Annotated in this window: 25 protein-coding genes; 12 read left to right on the plus strand and 13 right to left on the minus strand. The window is 57.9% G+C overall.

Annotated features, from left to right (window positions below; translation table 11 throughout):
* Positions 1-69: 69 nt before the first annotated feature.
* A complete protein-coding gene (gene infC / locus IBX59_RS05270) occupies positions 70-615 on the minus strand; it encodes a translation initiation factor IF-3 (protein ID WP_296373240.1) in 546 nt (181 codons plus the stop codon).
* Positions 616-796: 181 nt separating this feature from the next.
* Between infC and IBX59_RS05275 the strand changes: the two genes are divergently transcribed.
* The gene (locus IBX59_RS05275; RefSeq protein WP_296373149.1) at positions 797-1,474 is read left to right on the plus strand and encodes a hypothetical protein; all 678 of its coding nucleotides are present in this window, start codon (positions 797-799) and stop codon (positions 1,472-1,474) included.
* 56 nt (positions 1,475-1,530) lie between these two features.
* On the opposite strand, the gene IBX59_RS05280 is transcribed toward IBX59_RS05275, so the two are convergent.
* The 6 genes from IBX59_RS05280 to cysG form a co-directional block, all read right to left on the minus strand.
* Positions 1,531-2,379, minus strand: coding sequence for a ferredoxin--NADP reductase (locus IBX59_RS05280; protein WP_296373151.1), 849 nt, complete (start codon positions 2,377-2,379; stop codon positions 1,531-1,533).
* Between the two features lie 71 nt (positions 2,380-2,450).
* Positions 2,451-2,867: a DUF934 domain-containing protein gene (locus tag IBX59_RS05285; RefSeq protein WP_296373153.1), complete on the minus strand. Its 417-nt coding sequence runs from the start codon at positions 2,865-2,867 to the stop codon at positions 2,451-2,453.
* A gap of 46 nt (positions 2,868-2,913) precedes the next feature.
* Positions 2,914-3,636, minus strand: coding sequence for a phosphoadenylyl-sulfate reductase (locus tag IBX59_RS05290; RefSeq protein WP_296373155.1), 723 nt, complete (start codon positions 3,634-3,636; stop codon positions 2,914-2,916).
* Positions 3,626-5,296, minus strand: a complete 1,671-nt coding sequence (locus IBX59_RS05295) for a nitrite/sulfite reductase (RefSeq protein WP_296373157.1) — start codon at positions 5,294-5,296, stop codon at positions 3,626-3,628. The genes IBX59_RS05290 and IBX59_RS05295 overlap by 11 nt, the downstream gene beginning before the upstream one ends.
* A 2-nt stretch (positions 5,297-5,298) precedes the next feature.
* The gene (locus IBX59_RS05300) at positions 5,299-5,598 is read right to left on the minus strand and encodes a DUF2849 domain-containing protein (RefSeq protein WP_296373159.1); all 300 of its coding nucleotides are present in this window, start codon (positions 5,596-5,598) and stop codon (positions 5,299-5,301) included.
* A complete protein-coding gene (cysG, locus tag IBX59_RS05305) occupies positions 5,598-6,989 on the minus strand; it encodes a siroheme synthase CysG (protein ID WP_296373162.1) in 1,392 nt (463 codons plus the stop codon). The genes IBX59_RS05300 and cysG overlap by 1 nt, the downstream gene beginning before the upstream one ends.
* A gap of 135 nt (positions 6,990-7,124) precedes the next feature.
* Here cysG and IBX59_RS05310 point away from each other — a divergent pair, with 135 nt between their 5' ends.
* Positions 7,125-7,586, plus strand: coding sequence for an Lrp/AsnC family transcriptional regulator (locus IBX59_RS05310; RefSeq protein WP_296373164.1), 462 nt, complete (start codon positions 7,125-7,127; stop codon positions 7,584-7,586).
* Between the two features lie 39 nt (positions 7,587-7,625).
* Entirely contained in the window at positions 7,626-8,534 is a 909-nt protein-coding gene (locus IBX59_RS05315; protein ID WP_296373166.1) for an AEC family transporter, read from the plus strand.
* Here IBX59_RS05315 and IBX59_RS05320 read toward each other — a convergent pair.
* Positions 8,518-9,687, minus strand: coding sequence for a cytochrome P450 (locus IBX59_RS05320; protein ID WP_296373168.1), 1,170 nt, complete (start codon positions 9,685-9,687; stop codon positions 8,518-8,520). The two genes, IBX59_RS05315 and IBX59_RS05320, sit on opposite strands and share 17 nt — an antisense overlap.
* 58 nt (positions 9,688-9,745) lie before the next feature.
* On the opposite strand from IBX59_RS05320, the gene IBX59_RS05325 reads away from it, so the two are divergent.
* From IBX59_RS05325 to IBX59_RS05350, 6 genes are all read left to right on the plus strand, one after another.
* Positions 9,746-11,503 (plus strand): ATP-binding protein, encoded by a 1,758-nt coding sequence (locus tag IBX59_RS05325; RefSeq protein WP_296373170.1) that lies wholly within the window; start codon positions 9,746-9,748, stop codon positions 11,501-11,503.
* Positions 11,500-12,726, plus strand: a complete 1,227-nt coding sequence (locus IBX59_RS05330) for a sigma-54 dependent transcriptional regulator (RefSeq protein ID WP_296373172.1) — start codon at positions 11,500-11,502, stop codon at positions 12,724-12,726. Before IBX59_RS05325 ends, IBX59_RS05330 begins: the two co-directional genes overlap by 4 nt.
* 133 nt (positions 12,727-12,859) lie before the next feature.
* Positions 12,860-13,684 carry a cobalamin-dependent protein gene (locus IBX59_RS05335; protein ID WP_296373174.1) on the plus strand — a complete coding sequence of 275 codons (825 nt, stop codon included), beginning with the start codon at positions 12,860-12,862 and terminating at the stop codon, positions 13,682-13,684.
* Positions 13,685-13,905: 221 nt separating this feature from the next.
* The gene (locus tag IBX59_RS05340; RefSeq protein ID WP_296373176.1) at positions 13,906-14,916 is read left to right on the plus strand and encodes a DctP family TRAP transporter solute-binding subunit; all 1,011 of its coding nucleotides are present in this window, start codon (positions 13,906-13,908) and stop codon (positions 14,914-14,916) included.
* A gap of 67 nt (positions 14,917-14,983) precedes the next feature.
* Complete coding sequence (locus IBX59_RS05345) at positions 14,984-15,667, plus strand: TRAP transporter small permease (RefSeq protein WP_296373178.1); 684 nt, start codon at positions 14,984-14,986, stop codon at positions 15,665-15,667.
* Between the two features lie 4 nt (positions 15,668-15,671).
* Entirely contained in the window at positions 15,672-17,150 is a 1,479-nt protein-coding gene (locus IBX59_RS05350) for a TRAP transporter large permease (protein WP_296373180.1), read from the plus strand.
* A 29-nt stretch (positions 17,151-17,179) separates the two neighbouring features.
* On the opposite strand, the gene tpiA is transcribed toward IBX59_RS05350, so the two are convergent.
* The 5 genes from tpiA to rimK all read right to left on the minus strand — a co-directional run bounded on the left by tpiA (position 17,180) and on the right by rimK (position 21,169).
* Complete coding sequence (tpiA, locus tag IBX59_RS05355; RefSeq protein WP_296373182.1) at positions 17,180-17,917, minus strand: triose-phosphate isomerase; 738 nt, start codon at positions 17,915-17,917, stop codon at positions 17,180-17,182.
* A 404-nt stretch (positions 17,918-18,321) separates the two neighbouring features.
* Entirely contained in the window at positions 18,322-18,687 is a 366-nt protein-coding gene (locus tag IBX59_RS05360; protein WP_296373184.1) for an iron-sulfur cluster assembly accessory protein, read from the minus strand.
* 75 nt (positions 18,688-18,762) lie between these two features.
* Entirely contained in the window at positions 18,763-19,284 is a 522-nt protein-coding gene (locus IBX59_RS05365; protein WP_296373241.1) for a sugar O-acetyltransferase, read from the minus strand.
* A 32-nt stretch (positions 19,285-19,316) separates the two neighbouring features.
* Complete coding sequence (locus IBX59_RS05370; RefSeq protein WP_296373186.1) at positions 19,317-19,679, minus strand: SUF system Fe-S cluster assembly protein; 363 nt, start codon at positions 19,677-19,679, stop codon at positions 19,317-19,319.
* A gap of 89 nt (positions 19,680-19,768) precedes the next feature.
* Positions 19,769-21,169 carry a 30S ribosomal protein S6--L-glutamate ligase gene (rimK, locus tag IBX59_RS05375; RefSeq protein WP_296373188.1) on the minus strand — a complete coding sequence of 467 codons (1,401 nt, stop codon included), beginning with the start codon at positions 21,167-21,169 and terminating at the stop codon, positions 19,769-19,771.
* A 52-nt stretch (positions 21,170-21,221) separates the two neighbouring features.
* Between rimK and tgt the strand changes: the two genes are divergently transcribed.
* The 3 genes from tgt to lon all read left to right on the plus strand — a co-directional run bounded on the left by tgt (position 21,222) and on the right by lon (position 25,846).
* Positions 21,222-22,355 (plus strand): tRNA guanosine(34) transglycosylase Tgt, encoded by a 1,134-nt coding sequence (tgt, locus tag IBX59_RS05380; protein ID WP_296373191.1) that lies wholly within the window; start codon positions 21,222-21,224, stop codon positions 22,353-22,355.
* Positions 22,356-22,410: 55 nt separating this feature from the next.
* On the plus strand, positions 22,411-23,190 hold the full coding sequence (locus tag IBX59_RS05385; protein WP_296373193.1) for a WcbI family polysaccharide biosynthesis putative acetyltransferase: 780 nt from the start codon (positions 22,411-22,413) through the stop codon (positions 23,188-23,190).
* Between the two features lie 250 nt (positions 23,191-23,440).
* Entirely contained in the window at positions 23,441-25,846 is a 2,406-nt protein-coding gene (gene lon, locus IBX59_RS05390; RefSeq protein WP_296373195.1) for an endopeptidase La, read from the plus strand.
* Positions 25,847-25,973: the final 127 nt, after the last annotated feature.

Below are 25,973 nucleotides of genomic sequence, written 5' to 3' on the forward strand. Positions count from 1 at the left end.
GTGGGGGCCTTTATGATTCCAAAGCTGATTTTGTCACGGTGGACGGGGCAGGTGGCCGATCGGCGCGGGTTACTTTGGCACAGGTCCGATCAGCATGACCATCTGCCTTCCTTCCATCTTTGGAAAGTTTTCCACGCGTCCTGTTTCTTTGGTGTCCTCTGCGACCCGTTCAAGCAATTGCCGCCCCAGTTCCTGGTGCGCCATTTCGCGACCGCGGAAACGCAAGGTGATTTTTACCTTGTCGCCGTTTTCCAAAAATTTGAAAACATTGCGCATCTTGACTTCGTAATCATGCTGATCTGTGTTCGGGCGGAACTTGATCTCCTTGATTTCGATGATCTTTTGCTTTTTGCGCGCTTCGGCTTCTTTTTTCTGGGTCTCGTATTTGAACTTGCCGTAGTCCATGATCTTGCAGACAGGCGGCGTCGCGTTGGGCGAAATTTCGACAAGATCCAGCCCTGCCTCTTCTGCCATCACGAGGGCGCGTTCAGGCGTGACAACACCGACGTTTTCCCCGTCGGCCCCAATCAGCCTGATCTCGCTGCCGCGGATACGCTCGTTGATCCGGGGGCCAGTTTCGCGCTGCGGTGGCGCGTTGTGCGGTCTGCGTCCTATGGTCTTTATCCTTGCGTTGTTCCATTTCTGTAAGGGGCAAGTTATCTCTACCGCGCGTTCTCTTCAACCGGAAAAGGGGCGGTTTTCTGCCAATCCGGTGTGTCCTGTAGCTTTCCTCAAGCGGGTGTTTCTGACATAGAAGCACGCAGGTCGTTGTGGTCATTTTGAAAGGATGAAACCAATGAGAGCAATTATCATTATCATTGTCGTCGCTGTTTTAGGGTTTTTTGGCTATCAGTATGCTGCTAATGGCCGTGGCCCGGCGGATGCCATTGCGGTTTTGACGGGTGAAGCCGCAAGGCAGCAAGCCGAGGCTGAAGCCGCCGCTGCGCAGGCCGCTGCTGATGCACAAGCTGCCGCCGAAGTTGAAGCCGCCGCTGCTGCTGCTGCTGCCGAAGAAGCTGCCGCCGCGCTTGAGGCAGCCGAACAGGCCGCACTGCAAGACGCCGAAGAGGCCGCCGCTGCGGCGCAAGCTGCCATCGTGGCCGCCGCTGACGAAGCCGCTGCAGCAGCACAAGCCGCCGCAGATGAGGCGGCTGCCGTGCTGGAGGCCGCGAACGACGCCATTGATGCTGTTACGAACGATGCAGCGCAGGCTGTGGAAAGCACAACAGATGCGGTTCAGGATGCTGTATCTGAAACGGGTGGAACTGCGGGCGCAGGTGACATTACGCCAAATCTGGATGATTTGCTGACGCAAGAAGGCTTTGATGCGGATCAGTTGATGACACTGATCGACAATGCCGATATTTCCGATTTCCAGAAAACGACATTGAAAGATACTGTCGGATCACTGCGCGATAACCCCATGCTGATGCAGCCGGTGCTGGACCAGATCAGGCAGGTTTTGGGGCAATAATGCAAAAGGGCCCGCGTTGTCGTCACGCGGGCCCATGTTGAATTGTGGGGCGCAATTTATCCAACAAAAGCCTTTTCGATCACGAATTGGCCCGGCTCTGAATTGGCACCCTCGTTTAGGCCCGCGTTTTCCAACAGCGCCTTGATGTCATGGTTAAAGGCCAGCGACCCACAGACCATCGCGCGGTCGGTTTGCGGGTTCAATGATGGAACACCAAGATCAGCAAATAGTTCGCCGTTTTCGATCAATGTGGTGATGCGCCCCATCTTGGGGCTTTTTTCGCGGGTTGTCGTGGGGAAATAGCGGATCTTGTCCAGATTTTCCGCGCCCAAAAGCTCATGCATCATTGCGTCGGTTTTCAGGTTTTCGATCAGATCACGCCCGTAGGTCAGTTCATCAACATCCCGGCAAGTATGCGTAATGATGACTTCTTCAAATTTTTCATAGGTTTCGGGTTCGCGCAGTAGCGATGCGAAGGGCGCGAAACCGGTGCCCGTGGCAAAGAAATAAAGCCGCTTGCCCGGCAGCAGCGCGTCATGCACCAATGTGCCGACGGGCTTGGGGCGCAAAATGATCTGGTCGCCGGGCTGAATATGTTGCAGCCGCGATGTCAACGGCCCGTCGGGCACCTTGATCGAATAGAATTCCAGTTCCTCGTCCCAAGATGGCGATGCGATGGAATAGGCGCGCAAAAGCGGCTTTTGCTTGCCGGTTTTCGGGTCAGGGTCACCCATCAGCCCGATCATGACAAATTCACCCGATCGGAACCGCAGGCTGGCCGGACGCGTCACGCGAAAGGAAAACAGCCGGTCAGTGTAGTGTTTTACCTGCGTCACGGTTTGCGCGTCGGGCAGGGTGGGCACGGGCTTGGCAGTGTTTAGGGTCACGGGTGTCTGCTCTGTCATTGGTATCATGGCAGCTTTTTAGGGCCACCCTCCGTTTAGTCGTTGATGTTGATCAGGGAAAGGGGGGCGTCTTATTTTTGCGCGCGCAACCGTGCCTGATAGTTGTGGTTTTGCCAATCGGCGCGGGCCAACCACTGATCTTGCGGCTGGCGTGCGGCAAGGGTATCGTCGATTTCCACCTCGTCAAACCCCGCGCGGCGCGCCATCGCGTATTGATCAGCCAGCACGTGACCGCGCGCGCGCAACCGCCCCGCAAATCCCGCCCGCCGCAACATCGCCGCCAGCGTAAAGCCGCGCCCGTCGGCGCTTGTTGGAAAATCAATGCGGATCATCGCAGCGTTGGTGAAACGCGTCAAAGCAGCAGGATCGGTGTCAGAAGGTAGATCGACCCCATCACCACAGTCATTGGCGGCCATTTCACGCGCCTGCCGAAAGCTGCCGGTCCAATCGTCAACGCCGAATCCAGCATCAGTTACAATCACTGTCATTGGATCACACAAGAGCCACGCTCCCCCTTCATCTTGGTAAAAAAACTCATTGCGCGGCCAATACACGCATTGCGCCCCGACCGGGGGCGATATGGATGCCACATTCGGTCTTTTCCATGTCACGCCAGCGCCCCGCACGCGGGTCTTCGTGATCGCCAACACGGGTGGTGCAGGGCATGCAGCCGATGGAAGGATAGCCCTTTGCAACCAGCGGATGCCGGGGCAGGCCCTGGTCTGCGATATAGGCTTTCAGGTCGTCAGCGGCCCAGTTGGCCAACGGGTTGATCTTGATCTTGCGACCTTCTTTTTCGAACAGCGGCAAGACGGCGCGCTGCCCGCCCTGATACCGTTTGCGCCCGGTAATCCAGCCGTCAAAACCTGCTAATGCCTGTTCCAATGGGCGGGTCTTGCGCAAGTCACAGCAGGCGTCGGGTTCCGCCTGATGCAACAACCCATCCACATCCTCGGTCAGCACCGCGTTGCGGCTGGGCGTGATCACGCGCACATCTGTCAGCCCCAGCATTTGCGCCACCTTGCGCTGGTAATCCAGCGTTTCGGGAAACAGCATTTCGGTATCCAGAAAGATGACTGGAACGTCAGGGCGGATCTGTGCGGCCATATGCAGCAGCACCACGCTTTCCGCGCCAAAGGATGACACCAGCGCGATCTGGCCGATTTCGGCGTCGTTCAGCGCGTGGCGCAGAACGGATTGTGCGTCAGATTTCCGGTGCAGCATGTTGCGGCGTTCAACAAGTTCCTTAAGCGGCATTGGCTTTCTCCTCGCGCGGGTAAAGAATGTCTTTGAACGGGGCCGCGCCAAGGCGGCGGTAGGCCTGAAGAAATGTTTCGTCAGCATCGCGGCGCAGGTTCAGATACCCCAGCACCAGCCGTTCGATCGCGGGTATGATATCATCGGCGCTGAAACCGGGGCCGGCGCGTTCGCCGATGGTTGTCGTTTCGGTGCCATCCCCGCCCAGCGTGATCTGGTAATTTTCAACACCGGCACGATCAAGTCCAAGGATGCCGATATGCCCCACATGGTGATGCCCGCATGCATTGATGCAACCGGAAATCTTGATCTTTAGCGGGCCGATATCGTGTTCGATCTTCAGGTCATCAAAGCGTGTTGCGATCTGCTGCGCGATAGGGATCGACCGGGCCGTCGCCAGCGCGCAGTAGTCCATGCCGGGGCAGGCGATAATATCAGACGCCAGCCCGATATTGGCGGTGGCAAGGTCCGCATCGCGCAGGGCGGCATAAACGGCAGGCAGGTCAGATTTGTGGACATGCGGCAGGATCACGTTCTGTTCGTGGCTGATCCGCAACTCGCCATGTCCGTATTTTTCCGCAATATCCGCCATGGCCCGCATCTGGCCGGATGTTGCATCGCCCGGCGTGGCCCCGTGTTTCTTGATGCTGATCGACACGATGGCATAGCCCGGTGCCTTATGCGGGGCCAGATTGGTATCGGTCCATGACCGAAAGGCGGGGTTGGCCAGGCGCGCGGCCTCATAGCCGTCGGTAGATTTGGTGGCAAAGGCGGGTGGGGTGAATGCGGATTCAATCTCGGCCAGCAGTGTTTGATCATGCCCCGTAAAATCGGGGCGGATCGCGGCAAAGCGTTCCTCGACCAGCTCTTGAATTTTCTCCAGCCCGTTTTCATGAACGGTAATCTTGATCCGCGCCTTGAATTTATTGTCGCGGCGGCCCAGCAGGTTGTAAACGCTGACGATCGCCTCGCAATACGCCAGCAGATCGGGCTTGGCCACGAAATCGCGCAGCACCTTGCCCACCATCGGCGTGCGCCCAAGACCCCCGCCGACGATCACCTTATACCCCAGATCGCCCGCATCATTGCGCACCGTCACCAGCCCGATGTCATGGGCGCGGGTGACAGCGCGGTCAGCGGCGGCGCCGGTTACGGCAATCTTGAACTTGCGCGGCAGAAACTGGAATTCGGGGTGGTCGGTGGACCACTGGCGCAGCAATTCGGCAATCGGGCGCGGGTCTTCGATCTCGTCGGCCGCAGCGCCAGCGAAATGGTCGGCGGTCACGTTGCGGATGGTGTTGCCGCTGGTCTGGATCGCGTGCATGCCCACATCGGCCAATGCGTCCAGCATATCAGGCACATCACGCAGCGCGGGCCAGTTATACTGGATGTTCTGGCGCGTGGTGAAATGGCCATAGCCCTTGTCCCACTTATCCGCGATGAACGCCAACTGCCGCATCTGTGCAGTGTTCAGCGTGCCATATGGCACCGCGACCCGCAGCATATAGGCGTGCAGTTGCAGATAAAGCCCGTTCATCAGGCGCAGCGGCTTGAATTCATCTTCGGTCAGCGATCCGTTGATACGGCGTTCCACCTGCCCACGAAACTGGGCCACGCGGTTGCGCACAAAGGCTGCGTCAAAGTCATTGTAAACATACATGATTAAAGCCCTGCCTGTTTACCGTGGGCATAGTTTGATGGGCCGCGGGTGCGGAACGCCTCTCGGAAATGGGTGGGTTCGGGGCCGTTGTCGCCCGGTTTCGCATCCGCCAGATAGGCGCCTGCGATTTCAGCCACCCGCGATTGCGCTTCAAGCAAGCGCAGAGTTGCGTGGGCTTCGTCGGTGATCAATTCCGCCTGCGATATGTCGCGGGTCCAGCGGTCATCGTCGGTCAGCCATACGGCGTCACCTTCCAGCAGCGCGTTGGCGGTCACGACCTTGGGGGTGAAATTGCGGGGCATTATGCGAACTCCCTGAGTTTCAGCGATTGGGTGGCGGCATCGCGCGGTGCAAGGCCGTAAAAGGTGATCGCGGGGCCGGTCAGATTGGCCTGCGTCATGGTTGGTTCCATCTCGGCCAGCGTGGTGGCGATGATACGCTGATCGGCGCGGCTGACGTTTTCGATGATCGTCACCGGGGTCGCCGGATCGGCCCCATGCATCAGCAATCGGCCTTGAATGAAACGCGCGGATTTCTTGCCCATGTAAATCGCCGCAACCTCGCCCGGCTGGGCCAACGCGCGCCAATCGTGATCGGCATAGCCGCGCGTGTCATGGCCGGTGATCAGCCGCACGGCAGAATTGCGCCCGCGTTTGGTCAGGCTTTGGCCGATGGTGGCAACCGCAGCGGATGCGGCGGTGATGCCGGGAATGATGGCATAGGGAATACCTGCGGTTTCCAGCGCCGCGATTTCCTCATCCAGCCGCCCGAATACAGTGGGGTCGCCCGCCTTGAGCCGCACAACATGCGCCCCGCGCGCCGCGTGTTCCACGATCAGCGCGTCGATATCGGCCTGCGCCATTGACGCGCCGAACCCTTCCTTGCCGGCGTCGATAATCACCGCTTCGCGGCGGGCCAGTTCAAGGATTTCAGGCGTGACCAGTCGGTCGTGAATAACCACGTCGGCCTTGTCCAGCGCGCGGCGCGCCTTAAGCGTGAGCAGCTCTGGGTCGCCCGGCCCTGCGCCAACAAGATCGACGTGGCCGGCGGTGCGCGTGGCCGTGGCATGGGTGTCGATCAGGGTTTCAAGTGCGGGCAGCACGCCCGCTGCGCCCTTGTCGTCAAACGCCTTGGGGCCAGCGTTGAAATAGAAATCGGCCCAGAAATCGCGCCGTTTGCGGCCCATCGGCAGCACCTCTGCTGCGCGGCGAAAGGTTTTGCCAATGCGTGCAAGGACGCCCAGCGATTGCGGCAGGCGCGTTTCCAGATCGGCCTTGATCGCGCGGGCCAGCACGGGGGCGGCGCCTTCGGTGCCGATGGCGATGGTCACCGGGTCGCGGTCCACGATGGCGGGGGTGATGAACTGGCTGTCGGCCAGATTATCCACGATGTTGACCAGCGCGCCTTCGGCATGGGCGATTGCGGCAACGCGGGCATCTTCGGCGGCATCCTCATTTGCAGCGTAAAACAGTGCTGCGCAAATCGCATCGCCGTGGTCCATCGCGCGGGGGATCACGCGCAGCTTGCCTGCCGCGGCCCAGCGGTGAATTTCTGGCGCGATCTGGGCGGCGATGACGGTCAGATGCGCCTCTGTCTTCATCAACAGGCGCAGCTTGGCCATAGCGGCGTCGCCACCGCCCGAAAGAACGATGCGCCGGCCTGCGACGGCCATGAAGATCGGAAAGTGTTGCATGGCGAACCTCTGATTTCTTCCCTTCTATATAGAATAATGTTCTGCTATTTGCTTCCCCTGTGGCCCAGATAAGGAAACATGTTCCGGGTTCGTGCGAAATTGGACGGCTTGTCCTGCAAAATCGGAGAAAGTGGAATGTCTGTGCGGATAGATGCGACAGATCGGAAAATTCTGGCAGCCCTTCAGGCGGATGCGGCGCAGTCATTGGACGATATTGCCAAGACTGTGGGGTCATCCAAAACGCCTGTCTGGAATCGCATCCGCAAAATGCGCGAAGCGGGAATCATCGGCCAGCAGACCGTGCTACTGGACGCAGAGGCGCTGGGGTTCGAGGCGTGTTTTTTCGTGCTGATCCGCACGTCAGAACATGATGCAGACTGGCAGGCGCGGTTCCTGCGCGCGCTGAAATCCCGCCCCGAGGTACAAGAGGCGCACAGGCTGGCGGGCGATATCGACTATATTCTCAAGGTCCGGGTCAAAAATGCACGCGCCTATGACACATTCTATCAGGCGCTGATTTCCGAAGTGAAGGTGCATAACGTCACTGCACTTTTGTCGATGGAAGAAATCAAATCGACGGTTGCGCTGCCGCTGTAGGATGGGTGATATCACCCATCTTATGCGAAGGCTTCTGACATGATATTCATCACGATCTGGCCGCTTTTTGCGCTGATCTGTCTTGGCTTTGTAATGGCGCGCGGTGGCTTTCCCGGATCAGGGTTCTGGCCTGCGGCGGAACGGGTGAATTATTTCATCCTGTTTCCCGCGCTGCTGGTGTCCAGCCTTGCCAGTGCGCCGGTGCGTGATCCGGCGCTGTTGCGGATGGGGCTGGCTGTGATCGTGACGATCTGTCTGGCCGCCGCAGCACTGGGCCTAGTGCGCCGGTTCAAGCCGATGCCAGCGGCGCGGTTTGGCGCGTCGATGCAGGGGGTGGTGCGGCTGAATACCTATCTGGGCCTCGCGATCACCGCCAGTCTGGCCGGGGCAGACGGGCTGGAACGCGCGGCGGTGTTGCTGGCGGTTGCGGTGCCGCTGGTCAATGTGCTGTCGATCGTCGCGCTAACCGATAGCGGCGCAGCGCGGCACCCGCGCGCGCTGTTGCGGATGGTGCTGCGCAACCCGCTGATACTGGCGTGCCTTGCGGGGATCGTGATTGCGCTGGCGGGGTTCGGCCTGCCGTTTGGCGTGGGGCAGTTTGTGGCGGTGCTGGCGCAAGGGAGCCTGCCGCTGGGGTTGTTGTGCGTTGGCGCGGCACTGCGGCCTGCGATGATGCGGCAGGATGTGGCGGCACTTGCCGGCAACGGGGCGGCGCGCCTGTTGGGGATGCCGCTGCTGGCATTTCTGGTTGGCCACGCCTTTGGTCTGGACGGGGTCGAGGCATTGGTGCTGGTGATTTTCAGCGCCATTCCCACGGCCCCCACAGCCTATGTGCTGACGCGGCAGTTTGGCGGCGATGGCACCTATATGGCGGGGCTGGTGACGGCGCAGACGATGGCGGCGGTCGTCACGATCCCGCTGGTGCTGCTGGTCATGGGGTTTGGCTGACCATCAGCCGTTCCAGCCCGTGAAAATGATAGACATCGCCATAGGTGGGCGGCGCTGACAGTGCAAGTTCAGGGCAACGCGCGAACAGTGTTTCCAACGCGATGCGCAGTTCCAGCCGCGCCAGCGGGGCGCCGACGCAGAAATGGATGCCGCCGCCAAAGCTGGTGTTTTGCGGCCCCTTGCGGGCGGGGTCAAAGGTGTCGGGCCCTGCGTAAGCCGTAGGGTCGCGGTTGGCGGCACCCAGCAAACAGGCGATCTGGTCGCCGCGTTTGAAATGGTGATCGCTGATCTGCACATCCTCATAGACCCAGCGGGTGAACATGTGCAGCGGTGGATCAAAGCGGATGATCTCTTCTACGCAAGTATCTGTAATATTGCGGATATTATGTTCCAACAGGGTTTTGACACCGTTGCCCAGCGTATGCACCGTCGCCTCGTGTCCTGCGTTCAACAGCAGAATGCAGGTGGTGATCAGTTCGTCGGTTGTCAGCTTTTCGCCGTTTTGTTCCGCCGCGATCAGGGTCGAGATCAAGTCGCCGGTGGGTGTTTCGCGCCGCTGGGCGATATAGCCGCGCATGAAGTCCACGAAATCATTGGTGGCGGCAATGGCGGCGGTTTCGATTTCCGGCGTGCGGCGGGCCTGATACATCGCGACCATCGCGTTGGACCAGCGCAGCAGATCATCGGCGCGGTATTCGGGCACACCCAAAAGGCGCGAGATGATGACAACGGGAACGGGCTGGGCATAGGCGGTCAGCAAATCGAACGGTTCCGCCGGAAACCGGTCGATCAGGTCATGACACAACTGGCGGATATCCGGTTCCAGCGCCGCAATCGTCCGGCTGGTAAAGGCACGCAGCACCAGTGACCGCAGGCGCGTGTGGCGGGGCGGTTCCAGTTCCAGCATCGAATGCGCCTCGACCTGATAAAACGGGCGCAGCGCGTCAGGAATGGCGGGGGCGAGTTCGGGCGGGCATTCGCGGCCCATGCGCCTGTCGCGCAGCACGGCATGCACGGCCTTGTGGGACACAGCGCAGGCCATGTCGTAATCATCCCACCAGAAAAAATCGCCCGAAGTGCGCGCGCGTTCATAGAATGGGTAGGGGTTCTGCACAAATGCGGGTTCGGTCGGGGATTGGGTGAAATGTTCCATCGGTTTTCCTTGCCTTGACTCTCTGGTCAATGCAAGTGGGGGCGGATATGTTGGCGGCATGGAACGGTTTTTGTGGCCCCGACTGGTTGTGTTTTCTGCTTATCTGGCCGCGGTCGGCGTCTTTGCCGCAGGGATCTGGTGGTATGGCTATGTCGCCGCGTTGGGACAACTGGAACAGCGGGCGCGGTCTGATCTGGCACTGGCGTCCGACAGTCTGACAGGCGAATTGCGGCGGTTCCGGGAATTGGCGGTGCTGACTGCGGATCATCCACAATTGCGGCCTGTGATGGCTGGTCTGACACCCGCCGCCTTGGTGCGCCCAGTGCTGCAACGGATCGCGGACAAGACCGGTGCGCTGGACATCATGTTGGTCGATCCGCAGGGCCGGTCGATTCTGGCGACCGAAGGCGCAGCACAAATCAACCATGCAGGGCAGCCCTATTTCACACGCGCCATGCAGGGCGCATTGGGTGCGGGGCATCTTTACGGCGGGGCAAGTCCGGGGCGCGCCTTTGTGATTGCGGCACCGATCTTTTCCGCAGCCGGGCCGGTCAACGGTGCTTTGGTTGTTTTTGCCAATGTCGAAGCCGTGGAATCAGCGTGGCGTGGTGCGCGTCCGGTGGTGTTTTTCACGGATGATCAGGGTGTGATATTCCTGTCCAACCGGTCGGAGCTGATTTTTCGAACACGGCAGGCCGGCGCTAACCCGTCTGGCGCGGGCATGTCGCCGTTCGTGCATTATACGCAGGACCTGGTCGGCGATTTCGAGGTGTGGGATGTCGATGGTGGCCGCTATCTGCCCGCACGCGCCTTGCACCTGACACTTGATCTGCCGGTGATTGACATGGTTGGCGAGGTGCTGGTCGATGTTGGACCGGCGCGCCAACTGGCCAACCTGCAAGCTGCGGTTGCTGCTGCGGTGTGTCTTGCGTTTGGCCTTTTGTTGCTGGTGGCCACTCAGCGTCGGCGCACTTTGGCGGCGCTCAACCAGCGACTGGAACAGCGGGTGCGTGACCGGACGGCGGAATTGTCTGCGCTGAACATGGACCTGATCCGCGAGGTGGCAGAGCGGACCGCAGCCGAGGCGCGCCTGGAAAAGGCACAGGATGATCTGCTGCAGGCGGCCAAGCTGTCGGCCTTGGGGCAGATGTCGGCAGGGATCAGTCACGAGTTGAACCAGCCGTTGACCGCGATCCGGTCATTTGCCGAAAATGCCCAGAGCTATCTTGAGCGTGGCAAGCCCGATATTGCCGCCCAGAACCTTGGGCGCATTTCAGAAGTGGCGCGCCGCATGGGCCGGATCATTCGCAACCTGCGCGCCTTTGCCCGGCAAGAGGACGAGCCTGCCAAGGATGTGGATATCGTCGCTGTCATCGACGCCGTGCTTGAAATTGTTGGCCCTCAGGCGGCAAAGAGCGGCGTTACCCTGACGTGGGTTCGCCCCTCTGGCCCGATCATCGTGCGCGGTGGCGAAGTGCGGTTGCAGCAGGTCGTCCTCAATCTTGTGTCAAACGGTATGGATGCGATGGCAGACAGTGCCATAAAAGAGGTGCGCATCGCCGTTGATCAATCCGGCGCACGCACCCGCATGACCGTGCGTGATACCGGGCCAGGCATCGCCGAACCAGAAAAGATATTCGAACCTTTTTATACGACCAAGGCCGTGGGCGGTGGTGACGGCATGGGGCTGGGCCTGTCGATTTCGTATGGTCTGGTGCAAAGCTTTGGCGGTGCGATTCAGGGGCGCAACCATCCTGATGGCGGGGCGATTTTTACGGTCGAGCTGGATAGCGTCGCGCAACAGGTTGCCGCATGATCCGCCAGGTTTTGCTTGTCGATGATGATCGCGATGTCCGCGAGGCGCTGACCCAGACCCTTGAACTGGCGCATCTGGATCCAGTGGTCGCTGGATCTTTTGTAGAGGCAAAAGACCACCTGCGCACTGATTTCCCCGGTGTCGTGATCACGGACATCCGTATGCCTGGCAGAGACGGCTTTTATCTGCTGGACCATGTGCGCAATCTGGATCCGGAATTGCCGGTAATTCTGTTGACAGGCGAGGCTGACATCCCCATCGCGGTGCGGGCCATGTCGGCGGGGGCTTATGATTTTCTAGAAAAGCCTTGTGCGCCGCAAAATCTGGTGGCGGTGCTGGATCGCGCATTAAAGGCACGGGCATTGGTTTTGGAAAATCGCCGTTTGAAAAAGGAACTTCAAAAAGGCGATGCAGCGTCGCGGATGCTGTTTGGCCAATCGCAATTGGCCGAAGAGCTGCGCAGCCAGGCGCGTGCCGTGGCCCGTGCCGGAACGGATGCATTGATCGTGGGCGAACCGGGGTCGGGGACATCGAAGATCGCGGAAGTCATTCACCTTTTGTCGCCGATGGCGTCACGCCCCTTTATCAAGCGCGCGGCGGCATCACTGGCTGCGGCAGACATGAAGGCAGCCTTTGCCGACGTCATGGACGGCACGCTTTATATTGATGAAATCACCGCGCTGGATCCGGCTGTGCAGCTTTTGCTGTTGGACATTCTGGAGGACAGAGGGGCAGCGCGCGTGCTGGCGGGCAGCACGCGCGACATTCAGGCGGTTGTAGATGCCGGCCGTCTTAGCGCGGAATTGTTTTACCGGCTGGATCTCATGCGTGTGCGCGTCCCGCCCCTGCGCGAACGGCCAGAGGATATTCCTGTTTTGTTTCGGCATTACGTGGCGCAGGCCTGTGAACAGGCCAACCTGATGCAACCGCCGATCACGGCTGATCTGACGGCACGTCTGATTGCCCAAGACTGGCCCGGCAATGCGCGTGCGCTGATGAATGTCGCGATGCGGTTTGCCCTTGGTCTGGACGAAACTGAAACGCAGCCCGGTCTGGGACTGGCGGCCCAAATGGTGCAGGTGGAAAGGTCGTTTCTGATTGCTGCACTTCAGCGGCATAAGGGCCGCGCGACCGATGTGGCGCGCGACCTGCAACTGCCGCGTAAGACCTTTTATGACAAGCTTAAAAAACATGGATTGAGGCCAGAAGATTATCGCAATTAGAAACGTAACCCGCGACGTTCTGACACACCCAAAGCCATCTTATCCGTGCTAGCTTGTATTCCATCGTACACGATAAACCGGCCGTCCAGAGTAAATAAACCGTGTTTCAACATTCAACAGGGGAGGGGCGTGCATGGTAAATGCGCGGTTGAACGAGGACATTTTTGACCGTTCGGAATATGAACGTGCAGGAAAACAATTGCGTTTTGTGGAACGCACACTTCCGCCTGATTCTGTTTCGCTACTGGCGCAGGAAGTTGTCAAACGGCTCGCATTTCGGATGCCAAAATCTGCCAGGTCCGATCGTCTGACAAGGCCCGAAGACATTGACGTGTTTTGTAACGCCTTGCTGTCATCCGATGAAGATGCGGGCGCGCGAATTGTGGCACTGGCGCAGCGCAGCGGAGTAAACACGCAAGAGATTTACCTTGATTATATCGTCTGCGCCGCCCGCCGTCTGGGCGAAATGTGGGAAGACGATACAGCATCCTTCATTGAAGTGACACTTGCCACGGGGCGACTATACCGCATTGTGCGTGGCTTGCGCCATCTGCTGGCGGCCGACATTACGAAAGACCGGGATGATTGCCCTGTATTTTTTACGTTGGTGCCGGGTGACTCGCATACGTTGGGCATAGAAATCGCAACTGATTTGTTTCGCCGTGACGGGTTTGAAATCGATCTGGCGGTGGACATGTCGCATGACGAGCTGGTCGCCCGCAGCGAAAGCCGCAATTACCAGGTGATCATGCTTGTGGCCAATTCAGACGGGATGTTGCCCGCGCTGACCCGCCTGATCGTGGCCTTGCGTATCACGCAACCCCTTGCACATGTGGTGGTTGCAGGTCAGATCCTGACACATCATCCACGCATCGCCGATATCACTGGCGTTGATGCGGTTATCCATAGGATGGATACGGCCGCAGCGACAATCAAGGGTCTGATGGCAGCAGAGTGAATCTGTGTGGTAATCCACACTGTTTGCGCTGCCGCCTGTGCGGATTATCGCGCATTATGTTTGCGTGTTTTTTGGTAAATCCGGAAAAGTAACTTTTAATCAATATGTTGCGACGTCTTTTTCAGCGGCTGTAAAAGCGCTTGCTACCTGGTCTGACTGATTGTCATTTTAGGTTGTCCGCCCCCATCGGGCGACACGTTATTCCCAAGGGAGGAAATAAAATGACATTTCTGAAAGCGGCAGCCGCAATGGCTGCAATCTCGATCACGGCGAGCATGGCGCATGCAGACCCTACCGGATGTGATGCCGGTGAAATCGTCGTCAAGTTCAGCCACGTCACCAACACAGACCGTCACCCCAAAGGTATTGCTGCGAACCTGCTGAAAGATCGCGTCAATGCCGAGATGGACGGCACCATGTGTATGGAGGTTTTCCCCAACTCGACACTTTACACCGACGAACAGGTGATCGAGGCGATGTTGCGCGGCGATGTGCAAATGGCAGCCCCTTCGCTTTCACTGTTTGAATCGATCACCAAGGCCTATCGCCTGTTCGACCTGCCGTTCATGTTCAAAAACATCGAAGCGGTTGACGCGTTCCAAGCGTCTGAAACCGGCCAAGACATGCTGAACGCGATGCAACGCCGTGGCATTCAAGGGCTGGGGTATTGGCACAACGGCATGAAACAGATCAGCGCCAACAAGCCGTTGATACATCCCTCTGATGCCAATGGGCTGAAATTCCGTGTGCAGCCATCCGACGTGCTGGTCGCGCAGATGCAGGCGCTGGGCGCATCACCGCAGCCCATGGCCTTTGCCGAAGTTTACGGCGCGCTGCAAACCGGCGTTGTGGACGGGCAGGAAAACTCATGGTCGAATATCTATGGCCAAAAGTTTTTCGAAGTGCAGGACGGCATCACCGAAACCAACCACGGGATCATCGATTATATGGTCGTGTCCTCGGTCGATTTTCTGGACAGCCTTGATGCCGCAGTGCGCGATCAGTTCCTGACAATCGTGCACGAGGTGACGACATCGCGCAACGCAGCCGTGCTGGAAGTTGACCTTGCAGCCCGTCAGGCCATTCTGGATGCTGGCGGCAAGATCGTGCAACTGACACCTGAACAGCGTGAAGTCTGGGTCGAAACGATGAAGCCCGTCTGGGAACAGTTCGCCGACGAAGTCGGTCAGGAAAACATCGACGCGGCACAGGCTATCAACGCATCCATGTAAGATGCAGGAAACGGGCGGCCCGGGGCTGGTTTCCGGGCCGTTTGTTGTGCACGCTGGGGAGGGAAAGATGAGCAGCAAATACGCACCCAAAGGTCCGGTCGGCCGTGCGGTTCACGGTCTGGAAGAAAACGCAATCGCGCTTCTGTTGGGTTTGATGACCTTGCTGACCTTTGTGAATGTGATCCTGCGCTATGTCTTTAACAGTTCCATCATCTGGAGCATTGAAGTCGTGCTGGTTCTGTTTGCATGGCTTGTTCTGTTCGGCGTTTCCTACGGGTTCAAGGTGACAGCGCATCTGGGTGTTGATGCCCTTACCAACCTTCTTCCCCCTCGACCGCGCAAGGTGGTTGCACTGATTGCAGGCACTTTGACAATTTTTTACGCGATGCTGCTGTTGAAAGGCGCTTGGGACCAATGGGCGCCCTTTGCCGATTTGCCGCCCACGACGGGCAGGTGGTTTCCGACCGGCTTTGAAAGCGGGGGACGCACGCGCAGCTTTTTTGAAACCGACCAGATCCCGATGCCACAATGGCTTCGCTTCCTGGAGGACTTGATTAATGACGGCGACCGCTACAGCAAGATGCCGCGCATGATCCCCTATACGATTCTGCCGATTGCTGCCGTGCTGATCCTGTTCCGGGTCTGTCAGGCTGTCTGGCGTATCTGGACCGATCAAAGCGACAGCCTGATCGTGAGCCACGAAGCCGAAGATGCGGTCAAAGAAGCCGCCAAGCTGAACAAGGAGGCTTGACCCGATGGAAGTCGCGTTGCTTTTTATGATGATCATCGGCCAGTTGCTGATCGGCGTGCCGATTGCCGTCGCACTTGGGATCAGTTCGATCATTTTTCAACTGGCGTTTTCGGAAACGTCGTTGGCCGCCGTGGCACAGACGCTTTATCTGGCGATGGCGGGGCATTACACCCTTCTGGCTATTCCATTTTTTGTATTGGCGTCATCGTTCATGTCAACGGGCGGCGTGGCGAAACGGATCATCCGCTTTGCCATTGCCTGTGTTGGGCATTTGCAGGGCGGGCTGGCGATTGCGGGGGTTTTCGCCTGCATGATGTTTGCGGCCCTGTCGGGATCATCACCGGCCACTGTGGTGGCTATCGGGTCGATCGTGATCGCGGCGATGACGCAGGTCGGCTATACCAAGGAATTTGCCGCCGGTGTCATTTGTAATGCAGGCACATTGGGCATTCTGATCCCGCCTTCTATTGTGATGGTGGTCTATGCGTCCGCCACAGATGTGTCGGTGGGGCGGATGTTTCTTGCAGGTGTGATCCCGGGGCTGATGGCTGGCGGGATGTTGATGATCACGATTTACGTGATCGCGCGGATCAAGAACATGCCCAAGGGCGAATGGGCGGGCTGGGGCGAAATTGGAGCGAGCTTCCGCGACGCAATTTGGGGGCTGATGCTGATCATGATCATCATGGGCGGCATCTATGGCCACCCTTGGGTCCGGTTCGAGGAAGGGGTCAGCTTTCTTTATTGGAAATCGGGGGCGTTTACCCCGACCGAGGCTGCTGCCGTTGCTGCCGTTTATGCTTTTGTCGTGGCGACCTTCATCTATCGCGACATGGGGCCGCTGGCCGCCCGTGATGCCGATGGCAATATTTATCAAGGTGTCGCTGTCAGCCTGTCGGCCGCAGCAGTGCCACAAAAATCAAACCTGCTGCAAAAGCCGTGGGCGCTCATCACCGCGTTTTTTCACAAGGATACCCGCGAAACCCTGTTCGAGGGCGCCAAGCTGACCATCACGCTGATGTTCATTATCGCCAATGCGCTGTTGCTGAAACATGTGCTGACGGATGAACAGATCCCGCAGCATGTTGCAGGTTTGATGCTGGATGCGGGTTTTGGACCGATCATGTTCCTGATCATGGTCAACGTGGTCTTGCTGATCGGCGGGCAGTTCATGGAACCGTCGGGTTTGATCGTGATCGTTGCACCGCTGGTGTTTCCGATTGCCATCGAACTTGGGATCGATCCGATTCATCTTGGGATCATCATGGTCGTGAATATGGAAATCGGGATGATCACGCCACCCGTGGGGCTGAACCTGTTCGTCACATCTGGCGTGGCGGGGATGCCGATGATGTCTGTGGTGCGGGCGGCGCTGCCATTCCTGGCTGTTCTGTTCGTCTTTCTGATCATGGTGACGTATATCCCCGCCATCTCGACCTATTTGCCAACGCTCTTTATGGGGCCGGAAATTGTGGTGAAATGATGGGGCAGAACAAATTTCGCGAAATTTGTTTACGCGGCACTGGCTTCAAGCGCGGAAATGATTTGTGAAAAATCATCCGCCTTGAGGCTGGCACCCCCGACAAGGGCACCATCTACATCCGCAACGGCAAAGATTTCTGCTGCATTGCTGCCCTTGACCGACCCGCCATACAAGATGCGCATATCAGCGGCATCATCAAAGCGTGCGGCAAGGCGTGCGCGGATATGGCCGTGAACCTGGCCGATTTGGTCCAGTGTTGGCACCTTGCCCGTGCCAATGGCCCAGACCGGTTCATAGGCAATGACCGTGTTATAGGCCGTCGCGCCTGCGGGCACGGACCCTGACAGTTGCGAGTCAACCACGTCCAGCGTGGTGGCTGATTCGCGCTGTTCAAGCGTTTCACCAATGCAGATCACCGCTGTCAGTCCGGCTGTATGGGCCGCATGCGATTTTGCTGCGATGATGACATCTGTTTCGCCATGGTCCGCACGCCGTTCAGAATGCCCGGTAATCACATGCGTCGCCCCCGCATCTGCCAGCATCTGCGCGCTGATATCGCCGGTATGCGCACCAGAGATCTGGTGATGACAATCCTGCCCGCCAATGCCGAACGGCAGATCGCGACATTGGTTGATCAGGGTCGCAGGCGGGCAAATCAGGATATCGACTGATGCGTCTGCATGCCGTCTGAAGAGGGTTTCAATCTCTGTCAGATCAACGCGCAGCCCGTTCATTTTCCAGTTTCCGGCGACAAGTTTGCGGCGCATGACGTATCCTTTTTGCTGACGATAGCCTAAGTGGTAGCAAGCTGGCGGATGATGTAAAAGGGTTATGCTGGGCCTGTTGATACCGCCGATCACGTAACCGGCGGGCGGAAGGTGACAATGATCCCGGGAATTGATCCAAAATCCTTGTTCGCTGGCAGACCTGATGCCGATGCCGCAGCCCGGATCCGGGCGACGGATGTGGGGTTTCCGACAACTTATAATACGCTGGTTTCAAAGGCTGATATCCAGAAGGTGCTTGCGATTTATCGGGCTTTTTTTGCCTTGCCAACGGCCCTTAAAGCACCGTTTGACATGGCGCGCATGTCGCACCAGTTGGCGCGCCGCTCATCCTGGCGGTTGGTCATCTGCAAAAGCGGTTCAGCGAAACCTATGTCCACCTGGCTTCAAGCCGTTGACCCTAGCTTTTCATTGAACTTGATCGATTCACCACACCCGCAGGCATCAACCACATTTGGGTTGCGAAATTTGAAGCCTGATTCCAGCAGCGATGTTTCGTAGTCGATTTCGGTGCCGAACAAAAACATTTGCGCCATCGGGGCAATCATGACCTGTGCGCCGTCTTGCGTGACAATTTCATCCAGCGGGTCAATTTCTGTCACGTAATCCATGGTATATTCCATGCCAGCGCAGCCCCCTTTTTTTACGCCTATGCGCAAACCTTGATGGCCGTCTTTGGCCATAAGCTTGGCGATTTGGGCGGCAGCCCTTGGGGTGATCATGACAGCTTGCTTTCCGGGGATACCGAACATGGCGTGCGCTCCTTTGGTCCTAGGGGAAATGTAGGGGATTTGGCCAGCGATTCCAAGGTGGATGGTGCAATTGGGTCAGATCGGACGGGCCGGGTTTCCTGCAACGGTGTCGCCTGCCGCCACATCCCGCGTGACGACAGCACCGGCACCGATCACCGCGTCATCGCCAATGGTGACGCCGGGCAGCAACAGCGCACCGCCTCCGATCCATACATTTGCACCAATCGTGATGGCGCGCCCCATTTCAAGGCCCTGCGCACGCACAGCAGGGTCACGCGGGTGATCAGCCGTCAGAATCTGCACAGCTGGGCCAATCTGGGTGTTGTCGCCGATGAAAATGGGACAAACATCAAGCAGCACGCATCCGTAGTTCAGAAAGACGCCCCGCCCCAGATGGATGTTGCTGCCATAGTCCACGTAAAATGGCGGCCGGATCACGGCGCCGCCATCACTGCCCAACAAATCGCCAAGGATCTTGCGGCGCGCGTCATCGTCGCCATAGACCGTTTTGTTGTAGTCGCGCATCAATCGCTGCGCCTGTTTGCGCGCGGCAACCAGTTCAGGGTCGCTGGCATGATAAAGTTCACCGGCGATCATCCGGGCTTTCTGGTTGGGGCCGATCACGGTGTTTACATGAACCCCAGTTCAAGCCGTGCTTCGTCAGACATCATGTCCATGCCCCACTGCGGTTCAAACGTCATGTCCACGTCAACTTGTTTCACACCGGGCAGGGGGGCCACGGCATCGGCAACCCAACCGGGCATTTCACCGGCTACCGGACAACCCGGAGCGGTGAGCGTCATGATGATATTCACCGCACCTTCATCTGAAATATCAATCGTGTAGATCAGACCAAGGTCATAGATGTTGACCGGAATTTCCGGGTCATAGACCGACCGGCAGGCCTGCACGATATCGTCATACAGCGGATGGTCTGTGGATGATGGCGCAATCATTGGCGCGCCCTGCAATTGGGTATTGGTATCAGTCATGCCGCCTGTCCCTTATTCCTGAGCAAAGATATAGGGTTTATACCGCAGGTCGTAAAGACCCCCGGCTTTCGCAGAAATAAAAGTTATGCCTATTTTCCCGATCGCATTGGCGCGCGCAATTGCACACGATTTTCGATTTCGGCAAACAGATCAGCGGCAATGTTGCGCCCTGTCGCTTTTTCGATGCCTTCAAGGCCGGGGGATGAATTCACCTCCAGCACCTTGGGCCCGTCATCACCGCGCAGCATATCGACCCCGGCGAAATTCAGATGCAGCGCCTTGGCAGCGCGCAATGCTGTGTCGCGTTCTTCTTTCGTGATCCGCACCCTGGACGCGGCCCCCCCCTGATGCAGGTTGGACCGAAATTCGCCCTCGGCGGCCTTGCGTTTGATCGCGCCCACAACTTTGCCGCCGATCACCATGCAGCGAATATCCTCGCCGTTGGCCTCTTTCACGAATTGTTGCACCAGAAAATTGGCTTGCAGGTTGCGAAAGGCCGAAATAACGCTGTCGGCTGCTTTCTTGGTTTCGGCCAGCACGACGCCTTTGCCCTGGGTGCTTTCCAGCAGCTTCACGATCAGCGGCGCGCCGCCGACCAGCCCGATCAGGTTGCCGGTGTCCTTGGGTGATGACGCAAAGGCAGTGGCTGGCATGCCGATGCGGTTACGCGCCAGCACCTGATGCGCGGCCAGTTTATCGCGCGAGGTGCCGATACCATCGCTGGCGTTCACGCAATAGGTGCCGATGGTTTCAAACTGCCGCACCACCGCCGTGCCGTAAGATGTGATCGACGCGCCGATTCGCGGAATCACTGCATCGAACCGGGGCAGGCGTTTGCCGTCATAATAAATCGCCGGGTCATTCTGGTTGATCGCCATATAGCACCGGGTGGTGTCGATCACCTCGACCACGTGATCGCGCGCATGGCCTTCCTCGATCAGGCGGCGGGTAGAATAATTGTCTTCGCGCGACAGCACCGCAACCCGCAGGCTGCGCTTGGGCACCTTGCGCCGGCGTTTGCGCAAGTAGACATCATAATCCAATTCCGGTTGAAAAAACCGGTCACTGGGATGCACGATGACCTCTGGGCCAAGCGCCTGCCGCCCCAGCAACATGCGCGAATTCATTGTGCGGCGGTCGGTCAGTGTCACTTCGATCGGCCAAGACCGGCCTGCGACTTCGATCTGGGTTTCGATCACAAAGCGGTTTTCAACCTCACCGTTGGAACTGGTGACTTCGCGTTGGTCGATCAAAGAGGCCGAACAGGAGACTTCAACATCGTCACGCCCCGCGATCGGGTGGACGGAAAAGCGCACCAGCGGTTTGTCTGCAGGGCCAAAGGGCTCAATCTCAAAGGCATGCAGGGCGGATGTGCGCGCGCCGGTATCCACCTTGGCCTTCAGCGCAGGCAGGCCCAGCATCGGCAGGGAGACCCATTCTTCCCAGCCAAATGTCATGTCGTCCGCGGTCTGGTTGTCGTCGTCGTGCATGGTGTATATCCAAAGGTTCTGCCATGACGGCTAGAACATGGAGCGCGCGCAGATGACAACCAAAAGATTTTCCTTTTCGCTGAATGCGACCGACGGCAAGGCCCGCACCGGCGTCATCAGCACCCCGCGCGGCGATATCCGCACACCTGCCTTTATGCCCGTGGGCACGGCGGGCACCGTCAAGGGCATGTTGCCCGAAAACGTGGCCGCGACAGGGGCGGATATTTTGCTGGGCAATACCTATCACCTGATGCTGCGTCCCACGGCAGAACGGATTGACCGGCTAGGTGGGCTGCACAAGTTCATGAACTGGGATAAACCGATCCTGACCGACAGTGGCGGGTTTCAGGTGATGTCGCTGGCGGACCTGCGCAAGATGACCGAAAAGGGCGTGACCTTCAAAAGCCACATCGACGGGTCGAAACACGAATTGACCCCGGAACGGTCGATGGAAATCCAGCGCCTGCTGGGGTCTGACATCGTGATGTGTTTTGATGAATGTCCGGCGCTGCCAGCGGATCGTGCGCGGATCGCCGAAAGCATGGCACTGTCGATGCGCTGGGCGCAGCGGTCGCGCGATGCCTTTGGCGACAGGCCCGGTCATGCGCTTTTCGGCATCCAGCAGGGCGGGCTGGAACAAGACTTGCGTGAACAAAGCGCCAAGGCGCTGACCGAAATCGGGTTCGAAGGTTACGCCATCGGCGGTCTGGCCGTGGGCGAGGGGCAGGCGGCAATGTTCAGCGCGCTTGATTACGCCCCGGATCAGCTGCCCGTGGACAAGCCGCGTTACCTGATGGGCGTGGGCAAGCCCGATGACATCGTGGGGGCTGTCAAACGCGGCATCGACATGATGGATTGTGTTCTGCCCAGCCGGTCAGGGCGGACCGGTCAGGCTTGGACCCGCCGCGGGGTAGTAAACATCAAGAACGCCCGCCACGCCGACGACCCGCGCCCCCTGGATGAACACTGCACATGCCCGGCGTGCCAAGGGTATTCCCGTGCCTATCTGCACCATGTCTACCGGTCGCAGGAAATGATTTCAGGCATGTTGCTGACATGGCATAACCTGCATTATTTTCAGGAAATCATGCAAGGGATGCGCGATGCGATCACCGCAGGTCAATTTGCAGCTTGGGAGGCCGCGTTTCACGCTGGATGTGCGCAGGGCGATATTGAAATTCTTTGAATTGCAGCCTTTTCGAAAAATGCGATTCGTCGATGTTGATCTAAAGGAACCGTCAGTGAAGGTCTTTATCCTTGGTAATTGTCAGGCAAATGCGATGCGCGGTCTGTGCCGCGAGATGTTTCCCAACGTTGACGTTTCCTTTCTATCAATAACGCCTTTTTGGGGTGCTTTTGACGAAGAAAAAGCACGTGATCTGCTTGCGGGTGCGGATCTGATTATTTGTCAGGCAATTACCAATCCAGACGCAACGTTCAATGTAGATGACATCAGGCGATCGACACATGGAGAGATCGTTTTCATTCCTTACGTCTATCTCGACGGCATTGCGTCGCTTGAGATCGTCGCTTCGAAAGGTAAATCTGTGATTCGTGGCATGCAAGAGTTGATGCACGATCAGGAAGCCCGCAAGCCAATCCGCATTTTTGAGGACTACTGTTCTGGCAGAATCGACATGAAATCCGAGCAGCGGATTTTTTCATCTCTTGAAAAGATGGCAGCCAAGGAAAGCGCACATTGTAGTATCGTTATTTCAGATTACCTTGCCGAAACTTGGCGCAAACAGCCAACGCTCTATGGTATCAACCATCCAACGCAGCACGTTATTTTCGAAATGTTCCGGCGTATTTGCGAACGTGTAGGTTGGAAATACGACCCCAACCACAAGAATGATCCAATCGTCTGGGGCCGTCGGGCGCTTCCAAGTGGAACAAGGTCTTTGACGCCTTTTGATGCGAAACGCCTTCGGTTGGGCTATCAGGCTGATCCACATTGGTATGGTCAGGCTTACAAGCTGGTCAATCTCGCTGTCAAAGCTTGTGACACGGGGCGTGCCTGACCCAATCTTTCGCCTTTTTGCATACTGACGCCAAAAGAGGTGCCTGTTCGGTGCCTTGTGATCCGAAAACATCGGGTAAATGGTTTTGAATGGTTGCAGACCCCCTGCGTTTAAGGGCACCTTGTTATGAATTTGAGGCATGTGCTTGGTTGAAGATCGGATCACCAACCCCACATATTACGCTGAAGAGGAGACGCACCATGTTGCCGCATAGCCGGGGCGGGGCGTCTTGCCAAAAGAGGAAACGAGTATGCAAGAACCAATGAGTTCATCCTATCCAGTTCTGCCGCTGCGCGACATTGTGGTTTTCCCCCACATGATTGTGCCGTTGTTTGTAGGCCGCGAAAAATCGGTCCGCGCACTGGAAGAGGTGATGCAGGACGACAAACAAATCCTGTTGTCCAGCCAGATCGACCCCGGCGAAGATGACCCCGCCAAAGAGGATATATATAATGTAGGTGTGTTGGCTAATGTGCTGCAACTGCTGAAGCTGCCCGACGGCACCGTCAAGGTGCTGGTCGAAGGGGTCAGTCGTGTGCGCATCACGCAATTCATCGAAAACGACAGTTTTTTTGAGGCGTCGGCAGAATATCTGACCGAAATCCCCGGCGAAGAGATCGAGGTCGAGGCGTTGGTGCGCAATGTTGCCGCTGAATTTGAACGCTATGCCAAGATCAAGAAAAACATCCCCGAAGAAGCGATGGTCGCTGTCGGCGAAACAACCGAGCCTGCCAAACTGGCCGATCTGGTTGCCGGGCATCTGGGGATCGAGGTTGATCAGAAACAGGGCCTTTTGGAAACGCTGTCGGTGTCTGAACGGCTGGAAAAGGTCTATGGCCTGATGCAGGGCGAAATGTCTGTCTTGCAGGTCGAGAAAAAGATCAAGACGCGTGTCAAATCCCAGATGGAGCGGACCCAACGCGAATACTATCTGAATGAGCAGATGAAAGCGATTCAGAAGGAATTGGGCGATGGAGAGGATGGCCAGAACGAAGTGGCCGAACTTGAGGCGCGGATCGCCGAAACCAAGCTGAGCAAAGAGGCCAAGGAAAAGGTCGATGCCGAGCTGAAAAAACTCAAAAACATGTCGCCCATGTCGGCCGAGGCTACTGTGGTGCGCAATTATCTGGATTGGATCCTTGCATTGCCTTGGAATACCAAGTCGCGCACCAAAAAGGATCTGAGCCGCGCACAGCAGATTCTGGACGCAGACCACTATGGTCTGGACAAGGTCAAGGAACGGATCGTGGAATATCTGGCCGTGCAGCAGCGTTCGCGCAAGCTGAAAGGCCCGATCATGTGTCTGGTCGGGCCTCCGGGTGTGGGCAAAACCAGTCTTGGTAAATCCGTGGCGCGGGCGACGGGGCGTGAATTCATCCGCATCAGCCTTGGTGGAGTGCGCGATGAAAGCGAAATTCGCGGTCACCGACGAACCTATATCGGGTCGATGCCCGGCAAGATCATCCAAGCGCTGAAAAAGGCCAAAACCACTAACCCGCTGATCCTTCTCGATGAGATCGACAAGATGGGGCAGGATTTCCGGGGCGATCCCGCGTCGGCCATGCTGGAGGTGTTGGACCCGGAACAGAACGCGACATTCGTCGATCATTATCTGGAGGTCGAATATGACCTGTCGGATGTGATGTTCCTGACCACCGCGAACTCTTACAACATGCCGGGGCCGCTTTTGGACCGGATGGAGATCATTGCGCTGGCTGGCTACACCGAGGATGAAAAACGCGAGATTGCAAAGCAGCATCTGCTGCCCAAGGTGATGCAAAACCACGGGCTGAAGCCAAAGGAATTCAGCGTGTCTGATGATGCGCTGACGGCGATGGTGCGCCTGTATACCCGCGAGGCGGGCGTGCGGAACCTTGAACGGGAATTGGCAAAAATTGCGCGCAAGGCTGTGACCAAGATCGTCAAGAAAGAGGCAGAGGTGATCGCGGTCACGGCCGATAATCTGAACGACTTTCTTGGGGTGGAAAAATACCGTTTTGGTCTGGCCGAAGAAGAGGATCAGGTCGGTGTTGTCACGGGGCTGGCTTGGACGAGCGTTGGTGGTGAGCTACTGAACATCGAGGCGCTGCGCCTGCCAGGCAAGGGCCGGATGAAAACCACCGGCAAGCTGGGCGATGTAATGAAGGAATCGATTGATGCGGCCTCCAGCTACGTTCGGTCGATCGCGCCTGAAATCGGGATCAAGCCGACCCAATTCGACACGATTGACATTCACGTCCACGTGCCGGACGGGGCCACACCCAAGGATGGGCCGTCTGCCGGGCTTGCGATGGTGACATCCATTGTGTCCGTTCTGACGCGTATTCCGGTGCGCCGCGATATCGCGATGACCGGCGAGGTGTCGCTGCGCGGCAACGCCATGCCGATTGGTGGGTTAAAGGAAAAATTGCTGGCTGCTTTGCGTGGGGGCATTACGACTGTGTTGATCCCGCAGGAAAACGCCAAGGATTTGCCAGAAATCCCCGAAAACGTGAAAAAAGGGTTAACCATCATTCCCGTCAAACACGTGTCCGAGGTTTTGGCCCATGCGCTGGTGCGCAAGCCGGAACCGATCGAATGGGACGAAGCCGCAGAGGAAGCAGCGGCAGCCGCGATCAAGTTGGCGGCGGACGGGGGCAGCGCCCGCGCGCATTAACCTGGGATTGCACACGCCAAAGGCGCGCCCTCAAGGCGCGCCTTTGGCATTTCCACATCAGGCATTGGCGGCTGTCGATGACCTGTTTCTGCCCCCGACGGGCAGGCTGTGCAGGATATCGGTGAGG

The sequence above is a fragment of the Yoonia sp. genome, assembly GCF_014859355.1.
Taxonomy (GTDB): Bacteria; Pseudomonadota; Alphaproteobacteria; order Rhodobacterales; family Rhodobacteraceae; genus Yoonia.